Here is an 18,255-nt window from a genome sequence, read left to right on the forward strand (position 1 = left end):
GGGAAAACATCCCCTTACGGTGGAGCATCAGAAGACCCGGCAGGAGAGTGTAAAGGGTCCATAGGGGCGATTCCAACGATCGCGATACCTGCTGATTTGGCGTTCACAAACATCTCATCTCGATCAAGGACGACGGTGCGCCCGGCTTCAATAGCAAGAACCGAAGCTTTTACAGCGACCATTGACTGAATGGTTTGAGGGCCGACGGCCGGCAAATCAAACCGAAGGTCCTGGTGCGGTTTGGTTCGTTTGACCACCACGGTACCCTTTCCACCAAGGGTTCCACCACGAGTAATCGTTCCATCCGTTCCCTCAACGGCTTCAACAGCGACAATCACCCGATTTTTCACCACCACACATTGCCCAATATCTAACTTTCCCAAGGTTTCCAGCGTATCCCACCCAAACTGAATATCGTCCCACTCTTTACTTGTTGGTTTCCTGTAGGAGAGATTGCCCTCTCCCGCCAGAATCCCTTCAAGGCCAAAGGTAGAATCTCGAATCTGAATCCCTTCCCGCTCTAATTCTCCAGCAACCGCTCTGAGAATCGCATCGTCCTTCCAGTGCTTTAATCGGCTAAAAATCGCCAAGGTTCGGAGGTCGGGTCGAAGTGCGGTAAAGACATGCGTTTTATGAATGCCACCCAACATGACGGCCTGACGGATGCCATCCCCCTTTAATGCCGCCAATGCCTTGCTAAATTGCCCGATCTTGAGCCAATGAATGCGATCGACATGGGATTCAAGTTCCGGCAGGGTCTCACCCACATGTGCGATCGCGGAAACCGAAAATCCTAATCGTCGAACATTGTCGGCAAAAATAATCGGAAAGCGTCCGTTTCCCGCAATCAGACCAATCCGCTCATCCTGTTCAGGAGAAATCATACCCTACGACCCCGGACGGCCGCGAACTTATTCCTCATCATCATCCAACTCCCGAGAAGACACCTGGCAGATCCCGCGACTGGTACTTTCTAAAAACGTGAGAAACGTCATGACGTCTGTACTTTCACCGTACTCGTTACGAGCAAGCTTTATGGCTTCTTGAAGACGATGTCCCTGACGGAATAAGAGTTCAAATGCGGCTTTTAAGGTATTCATACGTGCTCCGGAAAACCCATGGCGTCTCAAGGCGATCGTATTCAGCCCGAACATTTGGGCACGATAGCCTCCGGCCGCACGAACAAAGGGCGGGACATCCCGTCCTAAGGCCGAACACCCTCCCACCATGGCATATTCACCGATCCGTACATATTGGTGCACCCCGACTAGGCCTCCAATGACAACAGAATTTCCCACTGAGACGTGGCCGGCCAAATTTGCCGCATTGGCCATCACAATATGATTTCCCAGCTCACAATCATGAGCCACATGGGTATAGGCCATGAAAAAGTTATGGTGCCCGATTCTGGTCACTCCGCTTCCAAAGGCCGTACCCCGATTAATCGTCACATTCTCACGAACAATATTATGATCCCCGATACAGACCCTGGTGGGCTCATCTTTATATTGCAAATGCTGGGGAGGGGTTCCAATGGACACAAATGGATAAAACCGGCAACACCGACCAATTTCCGTATGCCCCTCCACGCACACATGGGCCACTAATTCTGTTTGATCTCCTATCGTGACATGTTCGCCCACCACGCAATAGGGCCCGATGACGACATCTTCTCCTACTGTGGCTTTGGGATGGACAATTGCTGTGGGATGAATATTCATCAAATTCTCACTTTTTGGTTGAAAATGATTTCAAAGCCAGCCTCGCGCAACGACCCTATTGGTCTCGACTAGGCCTCACTTTCTTCAACTTTGACCATAGCGGTCATTTCAGCCTCACAGACTAAGGAGGACTCGACGAGAATTTTCCCGGCCATCTTCCAAAATGGATCTTTTCTTCGAACGACCTCAACCTCAACCCGTAATTGATCACCAGGAATAACCGGTCGACGGAACTTGGCTTTTTCAATTCCTGTGAGAAAAACGGTAGGGCGCCCGATCTCCTTGGCCGTTTTTCTGGCCAACACCCCGCCAACTTGTGCCATCACTTCTAAGAGTAATACGCCTGGCATAATAGGACGCCCGGGGAAGTGTCCTTGAAAAAACTGTTCGTTGGCCGTGATGTTTTTAATACCCACAATCCTGGTCCCATCCTGAATTTCGAGGATTCGATCCACTAATAAGAAGGGATATCTATGCGGAAGTAAGTCCTGAATGTGGAGAATATCCAACTCGCCCTCAACCATAATTGACCCCTTTCTCTTTTTGTTCCTCGGCCACCATTGTTCCTCCTGACCGTGAATCATCCCACGGACTATGGCACACTGATCGCACCGCTCTCCCGATCCAGCGCCTGAATAACATCAGTAGAAATATCCAGTCCAGCTTCATAAAACAATGTGCCTGAATTGACTCCGTACTCCAAGACCAGACCCAAGCCGCGTTGACCGGCAACTTCCGTTACAACCCGTTGTACCTGGAGACGAAATTCATTTTGCAATTCCTGCTGTTTTTCTTGAACTTCTCTATTTAAATCGGCGACTTTTTGTTGATATCCAGCCATTTTTGCCCTGAACTGTTCTTCCTTCCGATCCCTGGCCTCCTGACTTAATACCGTACTTTGCGCCATTAATTCACTTTCCAGCTTCCGTAATTCCCTTTGCTCTAATTCCACAAGCGTCTGTCGATCCTTCATGAAGGCATTCAGGGCATCCGACAGCCGCTTGCCTTTGACCGTCTCAGCCAATATCCGCTGAGGATCAACGACGCCGACCGGAAGATCCGATGGTTTATTAGAGCCCATACCCGCGCATCCCCAGGCAAGACTGAGGACTAAACTCCCAAAAGCCATCCACTTGCCCATACCTCCAACATCTGTACTACTTCTCATATAGTTCTCTCTATCCCTCCTAACCATTCATGCTTCTTTTCCGGAATTCATCTAAAAAACCGATCCAACAGAAAATTCAAATACCCACTTTCTGTCATCCTTTGGACCATCTATAGGACGGCCATACGCCGCCCGAAGAGGCCCAAATGGTGAAATCCATCGCACTTCCATGCCCGCAGCCATTCGAAGATCAAGATCCAATTTATCTCCCTGGGAAAACCCTCTTCCATAGTCAAAAAAGAGAACCCCGTTCAACTTGGCATCAGGCAGCACCGGAAAAATTAAATCATTATTAAAAATGATTTGTTTATTGCCTCCTTCAGGATCGTTTCCATCGGTTACCGGTCCGGCACGGCCATATTTAAACCCCCGCACAGTGTTAATACCTCCCACGTAAAAAAACTCAGGAATAGGAAAGTCTGACCCATTAAATCCATCGCCATACCCGATACGACCTCGAATCGAATGACGCAAATCCCAAAAGGGGAGAGGCGTAAATTTCATCGCATCAAACGCCATACTATAAAAATTATTTGATCCTCCAAGGACATCGGTTCCAAAACTCGCGCGGACACCGATTCGAGTACCCCGCCGGGGATCTAGGTAATAATCACGCGAATCCCGGAATAAACTGGCACGAAATCCAGTTGTGGATTGACTACCTTCCTGATCTTTAATCAGATCGTTTGCATCAGAGTCCACATCATCAATTTTGATCTTTTCAGCCACAAGGGTAAAGGTCCCTGTCAAGTATTCGGAAAACCCCCGACCAAACGTCAAATTCGCACCCTGCTTTTTTTCGAGGTACGTCAGGTAATTTGTGCGAGAGCTGAATAGATCGGCTTGGCCGGAGGTTAACGTATCAAAAATGGCCGGATTTCGAAAGGTAATCGTCCCAATAGTTCGTCGCCCTCCAACCTGCCCTCGAATCCTGGCTAAATACCCCCGCCCGAATAAATTCCCCTCGGTGATATCTGCAATTAACGTAAATTGGTCTAACGTACTGAACCCCCCACCAATGCTGAAGGAGCCGGTAGGTTTCTCCTTGACTTTGACATCTAAGTCCACCTCTCCCGGAGCAATTTGTTTCGGAAGGATTTCCACTGTTTCGAAAAAATTCAAATTATTGAGGCGTTCGAAACTTCGCTTTATTCCAGGGGAATCGATCATATCCCGTTCATCCACCCGCAATTCACGCCGGATTACATTGTCACGAGTCTTATTATTCCCGGTAATGCGGATATCACGAATCCGGACCATTTCGCCTTCCTCAATAGAGAAACCAATACGAGTACTCCGAGTGGGCGGATCCGGCTCTACCGAAGGATTGGCTTCGGCAAATGCGTAACCACGACTGCCATATAAATCCGTCAGACGGGTAATCTCATCACGGACTTTGGCCCGCTGAAAGACTTCACCAGGCTCAATGATCAGACCTTCCCGCAATTCTGCGTCCGAGAAAAGTGTATTTCCGGTATACTGGATTTGACTCACGACATAGGGCTCTCCTTCGACAATCGGAAATACCAGAGTAAACCATTCCTTCGTCTCATCCAAATCCATTCGAGGCATCCCGACTTGAACATCTAAATAGCCTTTATTGAGATACACTTCTTTTATCCGTTCGACATCATTGGGAAGCTCATCGCGATGGAGAATGCCGGCATCCGAAAAAATCGACCAGGGCCATGAATATTCCCGATTGGCCATAAACGACGTCAATTCCTTCTTCTGAAGGACATTTCGCCCTTCAAACACGATCGTGCGAATATGAGCTTGGGTCCCTTCTTCGATGTAATAGGTCAATCGGACTTGATTGTTCTCAACGATATCAGTGATAGGTATAATTTGAGCATGGTAAAACCCCTTGTCGTGATACAACTGCCGGAAATTTTCTACAGAAATTTTTACCTGTTCTTTATCTAAAAACACTTGATTTTTTATGACATTTTTTTCGTTAAGCTTATCGTCTGACAACTCTTCATTTCCATCAAACACCACTTCGATGGTAAACGGTTTCTCCTTTACACCAAAAACCACGAGGACTCCTTCGGCCCTGACTTCGGTTGAGACTTCGACTTCTTCGAAAAAACCCATCCCATAAATGAGCTGAATTTGTTCCCGAATAGACTCTTGTGTAAATGGATCCCCTGGTTTGATGGATAATTTCCCTAAAATGGCTTGCTCCTCAATGTGCTGGTTTCCTTCAACCTTAATGGCCTCAATTTGGGATTGGGAAGATTGAGCCAACACTGGCCCCTCAAACGAAAGTATTGCCAAAACGAAAAGGCCGACAAGGAGAAAAAAGCCAACAGAAGGTAAGGAAAAAATTCGAAAACGCCTTCTCTTTTGCCCAAGACCAAGTGACCGAGACACCACTAGATCCATGAAGCATCTCTGAAGCGATGGTAAAAACAAGAAGGGTGTATCACAGAAAAATTGTATGGTCAGCGGGACAGCAGAATTGCCCCTTCAATTTGTTCCCCAACAGTTAAACCTTTGAGATGGTGATGAAATGGGGAGGAAGCCTGGAAAATGGGAAGAAAATCATCATGTTGGGATCAAGGTGCCAGATTATATTCGTGGCAGGATTCCTTGTAAAGGCAACATTCTATGCACCCCCTACTCCCAGAGACATTCCGATCAGTGAACGGGCATATACCTTGACAACATTTTTCACCTTCTCCTAGTATCAAAATCATTGAAAATCATCTAGCTATTCTTAAAAAACGAAGTATTGGATTTCACTCAGGGACCCATCCCTAATCCCGGACTATCTTCGGCATGTGCTGTGGAAGCCGGGACCATTAATCCGTTCACCTTGCGTCCGAAGTGATCCCTGCTATGTTTGCCAGGGGCTCCTTGGGCATGAAGAATTTAAGCAAAACCGGATTCACCATTCTTGCCATATCTTGGCTTAATCTATTCGTTCATCCTTAGAAATTGAAACTGATGACTGAAGACTACCCGGAGATTCCCACACCGTCCATTGACCAGATCCCAGATGAATTACCACTCCTGCCTGTACGGGATATTGTCGTCTTTCCCTATATGGTGCTTCCCCTCTTTGTTGGGCGTAACATTTCAATTAAGGCCATTGAAGCCGCTCTCCTCTCTTCCAACCGGTTAATTTTCTTAACTACCCAAAAAAATCAAGAGGTGGAAGTTCCGGAGACTCAAGACCTCTATCAAGTGGGAACAGTCGGTATCATTATGCGCATGCTGAAACTTCCGGATGCCCGTATTAAAATACTCATTCAGGGGGTCACCAAAGCCCGCATTCAAGAATTTACCCAAACCAATCCATTTTTCTCTGCCCGCATCGAAACCTGCACAGAATTGTCCACCGCGCTTCCTTCATTGGAAAAAGAAGCCACCGTGCGTTCCACCCGAGAAGCATTAGGTAAAGTCATCGGCTTAGGGAAAATATTCATGCCGGATGTGCTCACCGTCATTGAAAATATGGAAGAACCTGGGCGCCTGGCAGACATTATCTCCTCTAATCTTGGGCTCAATGTTGAGACCACACAGGGAGTCCTTGAAATTGAAGACCCCCTTCTCCGTCTGAGGCGTGTCAATGAAATCCTGGGAAACGAGCAAGACGTTTTGTCCATGCAACAGAAAATCCAAGCTGAAGCCAAGGGTGAAATGGATAAGACGCAACGCGAATACTTCCTTCGTGAACAACTCAAGGCGATCCAAAAAGAGTTGGGAGAACTCGATGACCGATCAGAAGAAGTGGCTGAATTTCGTCGAAAAATTCAAGAAGCCACCATGCCGGACAAGGTCCTGAAAGAGGCGGAGAAGCAACTGAAACGTCTAGAAAAAATGCACCAGGATACGGCCGAGGCCGGGACGATCAGAACGTATTTGGAATGGATGGTTGAATTACCGTGGAATCATCATTCTGAGGATAACCTCAACATTCCACAGGCAAGCCAGGTGCTGCATGAGGATCACTACGACCTGGAACGGGTCAAGGAACGAATTCTGGAATATCTCGCAGTCCGCAAACTCAAAGCCAATATGAAAGGGCCCATCTTGTGTTTTGTGGGCCCTCCTGGAGTCGGAAAAACCTCCTTAGGTAAATCGATTGCTCGTGCCATGGGTCGGGAATTCGTTCGCATGAGTTTAGGTGGAACACGAGACGAAGCCGAAATTCGCGGGCATCGCCGAACGTATGTCGGAGCTTTACCAGGGAGGATTGTTCAGGGGATCAAACAGGCCGGAACCAATAACCCCGTGTTCATGTTGGATGAAGTCGATAAGATCGGGACAGATTTCCGCGGGGATCCGTCTGCGGCCCTGCTCGAGGTTCTCGATCCCGAACAGAATCATGCCTTTATGGACCACTATCTCGGGGTACCCGTTGACCTGAGTAAAGTGATGTTTATTACGACCGCAAATTTAACGGACCCCATTCTCTCCGCACTACGGGACCGAATGGAGATCATTGAAATTCCAGGGTATTCAGAGGAAGAAAAGCTTGGCATTGCGCAACGCTATTTGATCCCCCGACAGTTAGAAGAACACGGGATTACGGAGGAGCATTTACTCCTCACCGATCCGTGCTTGGCACGCATCATCTCTCAATATACCAGGGAGGCCGGTGTTCGCAATCTAGAGCGCGAACTCGCGAATGTGATGCGAAAAGTAGCCAAACACATTGCAGAAGGAAAGATAAAACAGCATCAGGTCACACCTCGAAACCTCAACCACTATCTAGGCGTGCCCAAATATGTGCCGGATCAGGAGCAGGAGAAAGATGAAGTCGGCATCTCAACCGGACTCGCATGGACAGAAACCGGTGGAGATGTCCTGTACATTGAGACTTCGGCCATCAAGGGTAAAGGCCTTTTAACCTTAACAGGGCATCTCGGCGAAGTCATGAAAGAATCTGCCCATGCCGCACTGACGTATATCCGTTCCCAGGCCAAGTCACTGGGAATCGATCCTGACATCTTCGCCAAACAAGACATTCACGTTCACGTACCTGCCGGCGCGATACCCAAAGACGGGCCTTCCGCAGGCATAACCATCGCCACGGCACTTGCGTCCTGCCTCACCAACCAACCCGTCAAACGAGACCTGGCGATGACAGGAGAAGTCACGCTTCGCGGCAGAATACTGGCCATTGGCGGGTTAAAAGAAAAAGTTCTCGCCGCAAAACGGGCCCATATCAAAACCATTGTCATGCCTAAAAGAAATCAAAAAGACCTGAATGATATTCCCAAACATTTATTGCGAGGCCTTCAGTTTATTTATGTAGAGAATATGTCGGAAGTTCTCAAAGTCGCCCTTCGCCCTAAAAACCGACACACTCTGAACTCGGCAATAACTCATGGAAATAATTCTTCCGGCCGTCGAAAAAAGGTGGCCTCGTCGGTCACCCGTCGCCCTTTACGACAAACCGTCCCCAAGACACGCTGATTTTTATCATGTCTCCTTCCCGCCGCCAGGCGCCCGTGTCAAAAATAGGGGAATTCCAACTCATCCGCGCCCTGAATCGTGGATTTTCCCCACCCGGTTCCAGGACACTCATTGGCATGGGAGACGATGCGGCACTTCTGGCACATCCTTCATCTACCCATATTGTTATATCCACGGACCTACTCGTTGAAGGCATTCATTTTTCAAAAAATACCGCTTCATTTTATGATATAGGCTACAAGGCTGCCGTAGCCAATCTCAGCGACATTGCCGCAATGGGGGCCACTCCCACCTATATACTGGTGGCTATAGCCCTTCCCTCCTATGTGCGGTTTGGGGACTGGAAAGACCTGTATCGTGGGCTTTCCGTTCCTTGCAAGTCGCATGGGGTCCAACTCGTGGGTGGAGATACTTCAGCCTCACATTCTTCTCTATTTCTGTCAATCACCATACTGGGACAGGTTGAGCCCGGTCATGCATTAACACGAGGTGGGGCTAAGGAAGGAGACATTATCTATGTCAGTGGATCATTGGGAAACTCGGCTGCAGGTTTGGCATGCCTGACACATCAAGGTTCCCGCGGAAAGATTTCGAACCTGCGGCAACCCATGAAGTTTTTAGTTAGGCGACATCTCCAACCCACCCCTCGTATTGCATTAGGACGGTTGCTGTCTTCCCGCCGCTTGGCTTCGGCGGCGTTGGATCTATCTGATGGCCTCTCGGGAGATATCACGCATTTGTGCCAACAAAGCCGGGTAGGTGCCCTCATTCTGGAAGCCAACCTCCCCATGTCCCCTCATCTCCTCGCCTATGCTTCACAGGTGGGCGCAGAGCCCCTACCTTGGGTCCTACACGGAGGAGAAGAATACGAATTATTGTTTACTGTATCTCCAAAAAAACAACACAGCCTTGAATCAGCGATTAAACGACTACGGATTTCTGCGACCGCCATTGGCGTCATGACCTCTCGTCGTTCGGGAATTCAAATCACGAAAAAAAACGGTAGGACTCACCAACTTGTACCAAAAAGTTATGTGCATTTTTCGGAGTAAGAGATTGTCAGGGAAATGTCTATGCTAACGCTTGAATCGATCCGACAACAACTGACCCAGGTCCTCCACCTTCAGGAAACTCCTCACCGCACAGCCTTGGCATTTTCTCTTGGTGTGTTTATCGCGTTCGCGCCACATTATTTTTTCCACACGGCCAGCGTCGTGTTCTGCGCTTGGGCCTTCCGGCTGAATATACTAGCTCTCTTTCTGGGGTCATTGATCAACAATCCCTGGACACTTGTTCCAATTTTAGCCGCCAGTCTCTATACCGGAATGCTGTTGGTAGGCACATCTTCATCTACCACGATTGAGTGGGATCAAATGAACGTGGACAATATGTTTGACATGCTTTCCCCCTATCTCATACCTTTTTTTGTTGGGGCCTGTGCCCTTTCGATTGTCGGATCGTTGATGGCCTATCCCATCATGCGATGGGTCATGACCCGATACCGGGGATTCAAAAATTCCTAGAAGAATAAAAAACATGGGGCAGCAGCAGATCGAAAACAGGAACAGTTCTCCCCTCATGCTGGTTGCGATACCTCAGCACTCTCCAACATGGAAGGAATTGAACAAAGGGATAAACTCTTAGCCCATGCCCGGATCACAACCATTCTCATCTCCATTTGATGGCGTTTCCCTTCTTGCCGATCCCATTCACGGTTATATTTCCATCACCGTTCCCTATTCAGTACCACAGTTTACGGAACAAACCGAAAAAGATCTAATTGATTCTCCCTGGATTCAACGCCTTCGGTATATTCTCCAACTTCAGAGTGCACATTGGGTCTATCCGGGCGCCGAACATACCCGTTTTCAGCACTCTCTAGGAACCATGCACCTGGCAGGTCGGTTTATGGTTCGCCTCTATCCTTCGCTTTTCCAAACCGTCTCCGAAGTACCATCTTGTCATTTCCTGGAAGAATTTATTCGTATCACGGCCTTGCTCCATGATATCGGGCATGGACCGTTCTGCCATTTTTTTGATCACCATTACCTGCATCAATTTGACCTGACTCATGAAGTGCTCGGCCAACACATTATTCGTGACCATTTGGCTCCAATCATCAAAAAGATCTGCCGGAGTCCTTCAGGGCCTTTTGCTCCCGGAGAGCACTTGGATCCGGATCATATTGCCTTCCTCATTCTGAAGGATCCTCACAAATCGACAAAGGGCCTTCCACCATGGGTTATCGCCTTACAACCCCTTCTCGGCGGAATTTACACCCCGGACAATTGTGATTACGTCCTCAGGGATTCCTATATGTGCGGAGTGGCCATTGGACCCGTGGATATAGAACGACTCCTTCATTACACCTTCTTTTCCTCGCATGGTCTCACGATCCACCAATCAGGACTTCCTGCGTTACAAATGTTTTTACACGCCAGGCTTTATCTCTATGCCAATGTTTACTATCATCGCACCACACGGGCGATCGACATTCATCTTCAGGAAATTTTTCAACCCACCATGGAGATCCTGTGCAAAAAAAATCCCCTCCAATCCTTACCTCAATACCTCCATCTAACCGATTGGCATGTCATCGAAACCGTTCGTTCCTGGAAGCACGCTCGCTCCATGCACAAACGCCAACTAGGATTAGAGTGGAGTCAAATTATTGGAAGACACGTGAAATGGAAAACGGCATTCAGCACGCTGCTCCCCATCATTCAGCCGGCAGCATCATCCTTTCAACCTCAGGTATTTCTGAAACGGATGCGCCGACTGTTACCTTCAAAATATCGTTCCCAAGATATTCGAGTAGATTTTGCTCATAAAGATCCCCGCCCCATTAATTTGCTCAACATGGGGAACTTTCAAATATTTGTCTGGAACCCTGCCAAAGGCACGGTGGAAAAAGATAGCCTTCAGAAATTCCTCCAATATCTTCCCGCTCGGATGATCACCCTGCGAGTTTTCAGCCAGGATCATTCCATCGACAAGATACTTGCCAACGCCGCCGAGGAAACCCTCCGACGGCATTGGCCCACCTTAATACAACCATCCTGAGTGACCAGAACCGGAACAGTCACTCCACTTATGGATCTCAATAGTTCCAGGTTAGTGAGAACGACTGCCCAGGTGAAGGGCGTGAATGTCTTTCACCAGCGTGAGTTGTAAACGAAAGGTTTTGAAGGAAGCAGGGAGAGGGGGGAGAACCTGACCGGAGTTCCGACATTCCAGACAAGCCCCCAATAGCTTTAGTTGAAGATCTTGTAAGCTTTTCAAAAAAAACGGATCCTCAGGCCAATGCTGAAATTGAATGTCACGAATTTTTCCATCTTGGGCATGGACAATACCCACCGCTGTCCGTTTATTGCCTGGCAGATACCCACGCACTGGAAGTCCTTCAGTTATCGAAGGGGTCCAATTCGATTTGATTTGATTCCCCAATTCCTTAAGAAAATTATCCTCCTGATCATTTTGTGAGGAAATTTCGATTTCCTCTTTTTGAAGCTCTCCAATTGGCTCCAGCAAAACAAGAACTTGCTCGTCTGGCACCGGAACCACCACGCTATCAAACGTCACATGGCGCCCTTCCCGCTCAACCCAATCAACAGGAAATTTAACGAACCCGGTGATAAACGGGTTCGGCCACATGGGCACAGATACCCCCTGAGTACCTTGCATTGTAAATTTACGTTCCGTTCGCCATCCCCAATCGGAAAAAATGGCCACCACATCTCCTTGTTCATTAATTGCACGAATAAATACACGCCGCCGCTTCTGAAAATGTTCAACAAATAATAACTGAGCCCCAGAAGCTTCATCGATGGTCGTCCGGAATCCATCAGAATCCACATATCCCCCATAACCGGTTTCGGTCTTCTGCGTTTGCTCAAAAATATGGGCGAGCCGATGAGGAGAGAAAAACAGTGAAATTGGAATAGCCATAATCGGTAAATTGCTCAGAGAAGCATTCGGGAATTGCCAAACCTGGTGGAGGGGGTTCCCAATTTCAGATACCCAACCCTCATGCCAAATGGTTTCTGCTAACCAATACGCCTCCCTTCTCTTATGAGTAAGCATTTCCAATGATAGGAGAGCATCGATTTGATTAACCGCATGTGAAGGAACTGATCCCAAAAATGGCAAGGATCCCCTTTCCCGGTCAATCTCAAGATGCCGATTGGAGGACAGCTGGGAGCTTTCCGCCATCTGATCTGACATTGACCCGGTTTCCACATTAAGAGAAGGGTCAAACATACCAAGGACGCGAGTCACAATGTCTTGCTCCAAACCAGGAATATCCGACTCTAACCCCTTGGCGTTGACAGCCCCCACAACCACCCCCGTCTCCACGTCGACAATCTGCAGATCGACGGCAAGGGCCTCCTCTTGTGCATACATTCGCCCTTGAATGAGATACCGCACTCCTTTTAACCGTCCAAGACCAACAGTATTCTCATCTGATGAAAACCCTCGCTGTTGCAACCATTGCTCACGTAAGACCGAACCAAGAACATCACGTGATACCACCTCAAGTTGCGACCATTGCGCTAAATCACTAACCAGCATTTCCTGTAGCCCACGACGTAACCAATCTAGTTGGGGGTGCCGGGTCATATTCTCAAAAGGCAGGATAGCAACACGATACGGTCGACCAAGAAGACGAGGGGGCGGAGAGGAAATAGACGATGAAGGTACCGAATGAGGAGAAAGGGGAACGTCAGGTGCCCTCTGACATCCTGCCACGATTACGAGACAGGACAACAGACAGCAAAAAATTCCCGAAGCCTTAATCAAGAACGGAATCGACAGGTTGCTTGAGCCGAAGCCGTTGCATGGTGGCTTGAGACCGAAGTGTGTGTCGAATAATCGCTTCGCGATCATCAGAAGAAATTTTGGTAAATTCCACCGCAATCTCAAATCCCGGTTCCTTGCCTTTTCGCGTAGAATCAACTCTAACAATTTTGCCAACAGCCTGAATCGGAATAAATGGCCGCAGAATGAGGCGTAGGACGAGAAAGGAATCAAGGGGATATGTGTCTTCGGAAAAGAATTTTATTCCGGAACCGCATAGACTCACTTTAGTAAATTCTGGAATAGCCCCCTTGAGATTTTTTTCTTTTCCCAATGTTCGGAGAATTGAGGTCAACATCCAGTCAATACGGGTAACCATCTGTAAGAGCAAAGGATCACGAATGGTCAGATCCTTTTCATCCACCATGGCCTTGACTAAATCCGGGGAAACAGCTAACTCATCCCATTGCCACTGGCTGAATTCAGCCCCATCAAGATCAATCGTTTCATAAGAGAAGGCAAGAGGAACCTCAACCCACAGACATACGGGCACATCCACTCGGCAATCTTGACGTCGATCCTCAGAAGCCACAATATCCATAAGACACCTTTAAAAGAATAGTCATTCCATCACACATAAACCAGGGAATAGTACAATTGAAGAATCTGGGAACCCTGAGTTCATATTAGGAGCTCTTCCCGTTGTAAAGGCTCCGAATTTCCACAAGAATATCCCTGGCTTGTTCGGCGGCCCCATGAATTTTCTCCAATTGTCGCTTCAGCTGGTCATCTTCGCACCGACGTAACGCCAACTCGGAGAACACCACAATAGGGAGTAATTTATTGGAGAGCGAATGTAATAATTTTCCATTTTGCACTGTATTATCCGGCAATACAGACAAAGGAGGGTTTGCAGTGGATGCCGATTGTTGAGTCATGATGTCGTTCCTTCAGATGGAGAGTGAACAACCGGGCATGTCATTTTCTAAAAGGGGAAATCACAGATTTGAAGTATGCAATCACACAATTGTTATACCTGGACAGCTTCCCTTTCTTTTCGGCTGTTTGTTCAGGAAAATGTAGGATAGAAGGAAACATGAGAAATTTTGATGGAAGCATGAAGTTTAGCTTGGCTCTGCCCGTCAAAATAGTGACGTGGAAATTCCGTCATCTCAGGCACAGATATTGGATTTGGTTTTTTGGAGAATTCTCTATGGTGCAAAGCACGGAAAACCCTCATACATACCCTCAACTTTCAAATTGTCAGGAGATGTCGCACCTGGGTCGTGGAGTTGGCTCCCCACTGCCGTTTCAGAACCTCTAACTTGCGTCGTTGATCCTGCATATCATTCAGATGTTGCTGGATCGCGGCTTGGGCTTCTCGAACCCTCTTGACCAACCATTGATCAGATGCCACGAGAAATTTGACGGCCTCGGAGGTAAGGGATTGTTGTGGTCCTTGAGACAGACGCTGATCATAGAGAACAATAACTTGATCCCATTGACCATTTTTGGCGGCCTCAATGGCATCTTGGGTGAGCTGTTCGACAAGGCAGTTAACTTCAGGCATACAACCCCAGTGTTTAGATCCCGACCGCCTGAGGCTTTACTCCTTGAACGGCCAATTCCACCCAGGCTTCTCGAATAAGGGAAAGACAACGAATAGGGCCTTCTAAGCGACGGGGTTCATTTTTCAGGTTGGCTTGAGTCAACTCAAATTGAATGTATTCATACATCCGGCGTAAATCCTTAGCGATCCCACCACCTTCCTCCATATTAAGGGCAGCGGATAATTCCCCAATCACTCGAAGCGCACGATCGAGGAATCGGGCCTTATCCGGATAATTCAATGCACACATTCCCTCTTGTGCAAGTTTCATGGAAGAAATGGCCCCATCATACAGCAACACAATCACTTGAACATTGGACGCAGTTTGGATTTGCGTGTTTGCATAAGACTGAGCACCAACCATCATACGAACATCCTCTCGTTACCCATTTGTCGTGGGGAATGCGTTCTGCATTTGTTTCAATTGACTTTGTAATCTGGCCAACAACCCATCTAAGTTGGCAAACTTCAAACGTTGTTGCTGCTCGAACCGCGTCAAGGCTTCCTCTTTTAAAGTAATTTGACTTGTAAAATCTTTCACTTGTTGCGTCAAGGCGTTTTGGCGGCGCGTGAGGGAACCCGTGTCGATATCATCCAGTCCATCAATGGCATTCACCACTAATTCCGCGATCCCCTTCGTGCCGGTGGTAGCATTCTTGACAAACAAATCACGCACCGCAGAAAAATTTGTACTTAGGGCAGAATCTAAGGTCGCTTCATTTAGCTTAATCGTTCCATCAGTGGTTTGCGTCTCAAATCCGATTTGGGAAGCTCCGGTATAAGTCGTTAACCCACCGATTTGGGAAAAGACAGACTCTCGGACTCGATCAAGAACATTTCGTGCTAAACTCTCACCGACGAAAATACCACGTTCCTTTGTTTCTGTATTATAAAACGTTCGTTCATTAACAAAGGTTACTATTTCATTGTACCCTTTCACAAAATCTGAGATGGCTGCCTTGACAGCACTATGATCCTGACTCACCGAGATCGTCACAGGATTACTGGCATCCACGGCTTGGAGGTTGAGGGTGAGCCCAGTCACAACATCGGTGAGTGTATTGCTCGAACGATTGATCGTAATGGCGGTGGTCCCCGCCCCGCCGTCTGTCGCCCCAAGCACAATTTCGGAGTCCTGAGCCGCTTGAAACGTATCCACTCCTGTGGTCACCATATCTAAGTTCGTATCATCAGCCACAATCGTGATGGCCTGATCAAGCCCAGTCTCATTCGCTGATAATACGAGACGAAACTGCGGGGAGGCTTCACTCCCAGTATTCAAGACTGAAGCACTCACTCCGGCACCCAGATCATTTATCGCGGAACGTAAATCATCCAATGTACTCGCGGCATCAAGATTTACAGTGTGAATCGAACCCGTACCCACCTGAAATTGAAATGTACCGGATGCGCCACTAACAATATCCGCATCAGATTCAGAAACTGCCGTGGAAGCCTTGGAAATAATTTGGTGTGCGGAGGCCAACCGGTTCACAGTCACCTGATACGTACCAGGAGCGGCCGACGAAGAAACAGATGCCGACAAAGGGGTTTGGGCACTGGCTGAGGCAACATTGACTTGATTCTTGTTAAAGCTGACCCGATTACGAAGACTGTTCCCCAGACCTTGGAAGCTAAGTAATTTTGCCCCTAACAAACCTAATTCGGTTTGTTTTTTCTGGGCCTGAAGTTTTTTCTGGGTAAGGGCATCAATGGGAAAGCGTTCAGCCTGAACGAGCGCATCGACAACAGGTCCAAAATCTACCCCATTCCCAAGCCCACCGAAACTAATAGCCATCCGACATTCCTCTCGTCATTTCCTTTAACATGACGAAACGTTCAACGGACTTTAATCGTATTACAAAACCTGGATTTCTCAAAGACTGAGTCACTGGGCTCATGAACGGCAAACGGGTTGAGAAGGTGACTAAATGTTTTCCTCCACAAGCAGCCCTGACTGTCCCGAAAATAACCGCGCAAGATCTATCATCTTTTCTGAAGGTATTTGTCGGATGAGGTCACCTGATTCTTTATCCACGACTCGAAAAATCACCTGATTTATATCCCTTTCCAGAAAGATTTCTAATCGAGGTTGAATATGCTTCAATGTTTCTTGAAGGCGAGCCACGGTTGTTTGCACCTGCTCTGTGGTCAATGGTTCATGGGCCGTTGAATCTTCAGCTGGCTCCGGAGAAAAAAGGACCTGCTTCGTCTCTGATTTGCGCTGAGTATCCCCCGTGATGGATTTCTGCTCAGCCCGCACGCGAATCTCATTTCCAACTGAGACAGTAATGAAAGAGGCGCTGTCAGAAAGTGTTGAAATCATAATGGGTTAACCCCAACTTTCTTATAGGGAGAAACCGGGACGAAGCCCCGGTTTCTCCACAATACTGATTACTGTAACAAGGCAAGGGCTTGTTGAGGCAACGTATTGGCTTGAGCCAAAATTGACGTACCCGCCTGAACCAATATCTGATTCCGAACAAACTTCGCTGATTCAAAGGCAATATCCGCATCGCGAATCCGTGATTCTGCGGCGGTGATATTCTCACCAGCTACTTGCAAATTCCCCACAGCCGCATCGATCCTGTTTTGCAAGGACCCGATATTCGCTCGAGCAGACGCTACAGCACTAATGGCACTATCGATATTAGACAGTGCGCTTAAGGCGTTGCCAGAAGTAGACACATTGACACTGCCCAGACTTAATGTCGTGGTGTTCAAATCCTTAAGGGACAGTGATAACGTGTCATTCGCTGAACTACGAAAACCGATTTGGATGCTTAAGGAGTCATTAGCGGTCCCACTTAACAGTTTCACCCCGTTAAACTCGGTCACCGAGGAGATTCGATCGATTTCAGACCGAAGGGCCACAAACTCCTGATCAAGGAAGGACCGCTCATTCGATCCAAGGATTCCACTGGCTGATTGTTCGGCAAGTTCACGAAGCCGACCTAACAGATTACCGATACCTTCCGCGCCACCGTCTGCAATCTGCAATAAGCTAATGCCGTCATTTGAGTTTCTGACGGCTTGATTAATGCTCCGAATTTGCGCCCGTAAGGTTTCAGAAATTCCTAATCCCGCCGCATCATCCGCCGCCCGGGTGATTCGCAAACCCGAAGAAAGACGGGCGACCGACCCTTCCAATTGAGCACTGGACACGCCCAAGTTTCGTTGAGCGTTAAGTGATGCGATGTTGTTGTTAACGACAAGTGCCATACTTTCCTCCTTGATGGCTGCGCCTCAATGGATCCGTCCCTTGAGGAATGAAATAAATGAGTTGAGCCTCTTGGCCTCCTCGAAAGTTTTGAAGTGAACCAATTTCCACTTCTGTCGTATGTATCGACTACCAGAAGCAAAACTTGAGGGAGGGATTAATGCCGATCACTCGGTCGCTCTGGCAGAATCCCATTACAGACCCTGGCGGCAATTGAACGGGTAAATAGAAAAAGAGCAACTTCATATCTTCCAGTGGGAACCCCATAGCAAACTACGGGAAACAGAACGGTTCACACGCACCACAGAGA

Annotated in this window: 17 protein-coding genes; 4 read left to right on the top strand and 13 right to left on the bottom strand. The window is 47.9% G+C overall.

Annotation, left to right across the window (positions count from 1 at the left end; genetic code table 11):
- Positions 1–14: 14 nt before the first annotated feature.
- The 5 genes from ACWHYD_RS11695 to bamA all read right to left on the bottom strand — a co-directional run bounded on the left by ACWHYD_RS11695 (position 15) and on the right by bamA (position 5,142).
- On the bottom strand, positions 15–884 hold the full coding sequence (locus ACWHYD_RS11695; RefSeq protein ID WP_447962216.1) for an LpxI family protein: 870 nt from the start codon (positions 882–884) through the stop codon (positions 15–17).
- Positions 885–911: 27 nt separating this feature from the next.
- Positions 912–1,721, bottom strand: a complete 810-nt coding sequence (lpxA, locus tag ACWHYD_RS11700; RefSeq protein WP_447962217.1) for an acyl-ACP--UDP-N-acetylglucosamine O-acyltransferase — start codon at positions 1,719–1,721, stop codon at positions 912–914.
- 68 nt (positions 1,722–1,789) lie between these two features.
- Positions 1,790–2,245 carry a 3-hydroxyacyl-ACP dehydratase FabZ gene (fabZ, locus tag ACWHYD_RS11705; RefSeq protein ID WP_447962218.1) on the bottom strand — a complete coding sequence of 152 codons (456 nt, stop codon included), beginning with the start codon at positions 2,243–2,245 and terminating at the stop codon, positions 1,790–1,792.
- A gap of 68 nt (positions 2,246–2,313) precedes the next feature.
- On the bottom strand, positions 2,314–2,889 hold the full coding sequence (locus tag ACWHYD_RS11710) for an OmpH family outer membrane protein (RefSeq protein WP_447962219.1): 576 nt from the start codon (positions 2,887–2,889) through the stop codon (positions 2,314–2,316).
- A gap of 51 nt (positions 2,890–2,940) precedes the next feature.
- Positions 2,941–5,142: an outer membrane protein assembly factor BamA gene (gene bamA / locus ACWHYD_RS11715; protein ID WP_447962220.1), complete on the bottom strand. Its 2,202-nt coding sequence runs from the start codon at positions 5,140–5,142 to the stop codon at positions 2,941–2,943.
- A gap of 699 nt (positions 5,143–5,841) precedes the next feature.
- Between bamA and lon the strand changes: the two genes are divergently transcribed.
- From lon to ACWHYD_RS11735, 4 genes are all read left to right on the top strand, one after another.
- Positions 5,842–8,319 (top strand): endopeptidase La, encoded by a 2,478-nt coding sequence (gene lon / locus ACWHYD_RS11720; RefSeq protein WP_447962221.1) that lies wholly within the window; start codon positions 5,842–5,844, stop codon positions 8,317–8,319.
- Positions 8,320–8,327: 8 nt separating this feature from the next.
- The gene (thiL, locus tag ACWHYD_RS11725) at positions 8,328–9,371 is read left to right on the top strand and encodes a thiamine-phosphate kinase (protein ID WP_447962222.1); all 1,044 of its coding nucleotides are present in this window, start codon (positions 8,328–8,330) and stop codon (positions 9,369–9,371) included.
- 21 nt (positions 9,372–9,392) lie between these two features.
- Positions 9,393–9,842, top strand: coding sequence for a DUF2062 domain-containing protein (locus ACWHYD_RS11730; protein ID WP_447962223.1), 450 nt, complete (start codon positions 9,393–9,395; stop codon positions 9,840–9,842).
- A gap of 124 nt (positions 9,843–9,966) precedes the next feature.
- Positions 9,967–11,382: an HD domain-containing protein gene (locus tag ACWHYD_RS11735; RefSeq protein WP_447962224.1), complete on the top strand. Its 1,416-nt coding sequence runs from the start codon at positions 9,967–9,969 to the stop codon at positions 11,380–11,382.
- A gap of 51 nt (positions 11,383–11,433) precedes the next feature.
- On the opposite strand, the gene ACWHYD_RS11740 is transcribed toward ACWHYD_RS11735, so the two are convergent.
- From ACWHYD_RS11740 to ACWHYD_RS11775, 8 genes are all read right to left on the bottom strand, one after another.
- Positions 11,434–13,206 carry a CsgG/HfaB family protein gene (locus ACWHYD_RS11740; RefSeq protein ID WP_447962225.1) on the bottom strand — a complete coding sequence of 591 codons (1,773 nt, stop codon included), beginning with the start codon at positions 13,204–13,206 and terminating at the stop codon, positions 11,434–11,436.
- The gene (locus ACWHYD_RS11745) at positions 13,112–13,717 is read right to left on the bottom strand and encodes a PilZ domain-containing protein (protein ID WP_447962226.1); all 606 of its coding nucleotides are present in this window, start codon (positions 13,715–13,717) and stop codon (positions 13,112–13,114) included. Before ACWHYD_RS11745 ends, ACWHYD_RS11740 begins: the two co-directional genes overlap by 95 nt.
- A gap of 85 nt (positions 13,718–13,802) precedes the next feature.
- Positions 13,803–14,054 carry a hypothetical protein gene (locus ACWHYD_RS11750; protein WP_447962227.1) on the bottom strand — a complete coding sequence of 84 codons (252 nt, stop codon included), beginning with the start codon at positions 14,052–14,054 and terminating at the stop codon, positions 13,803–13,805.
- A 317-nt stretch (positions 14,055–14,371) separates the two neighbouring features.
- Entirely contained in the window at positions 14,372–14,686 is a 315-nt protein-coding gene (locus ACWHYD_RS11755) for a hypothetical protein (RefSeq protein WP_447962228.1), read from the bottom strand.
- A gap of 13 nt (positions 14,687–14,699) precedes the next feature.
- Positions 14,700–15,092 (bottom strand): flagellar export chaperone FliS, encoded by a 393-nt coding sequence (fliS, locus tag ACWHYD_RS11760; RefSeq protein WP_447962229.1) that lies wholly within the window; start codon positions 15,090–15,092, stop codon positions 14,700–14,702.
- A 15-nt stretch (positions 15,093–15,107) separates the two neighbouring features.
- Entirely contained in the window at positions 15,108–16,523 is a 1,416-nt protein-coding gene (fliD, locus tag ACWHYD_RS11765; RefSeq protein WP_447962230.1) for a flagellar filament capping protein FliD, read from the bottom strand.
- A gap of 129 nt (positions 16,524–16,652) precedes the next feature.
- Positions 16,653–17,051 (bottom strand): flagellar protein FlaG, encoded by a 399-nt coding sequence (locus ACWHYD_RS11770; protein WP_447962231.1) that lies wholly within the window; start codon positions 17,049–17,051, stop codon positions 16,653–16,655.
- A gap of 68 nt (positions 17,052–17,119) precedes the next feature.
- Positions 17,120–17,947 (bottom strand): flagellin N-terminal helical domain-containing protein, encoded by an 828-nt coding sequence (locus ACWHYD_RS11775; RefSeq protein WP_447962232.1) that lies wholly within the window; start codon positions 17,945–17,947, stop codon positions 17,120–17,122.
- Positions 17,948–18,255: the final 308 nt, after the last annotated feature.

It is taken from the genome of Nitrospira sp. Ecomares 2.1 (assembly GCF_965152585.1).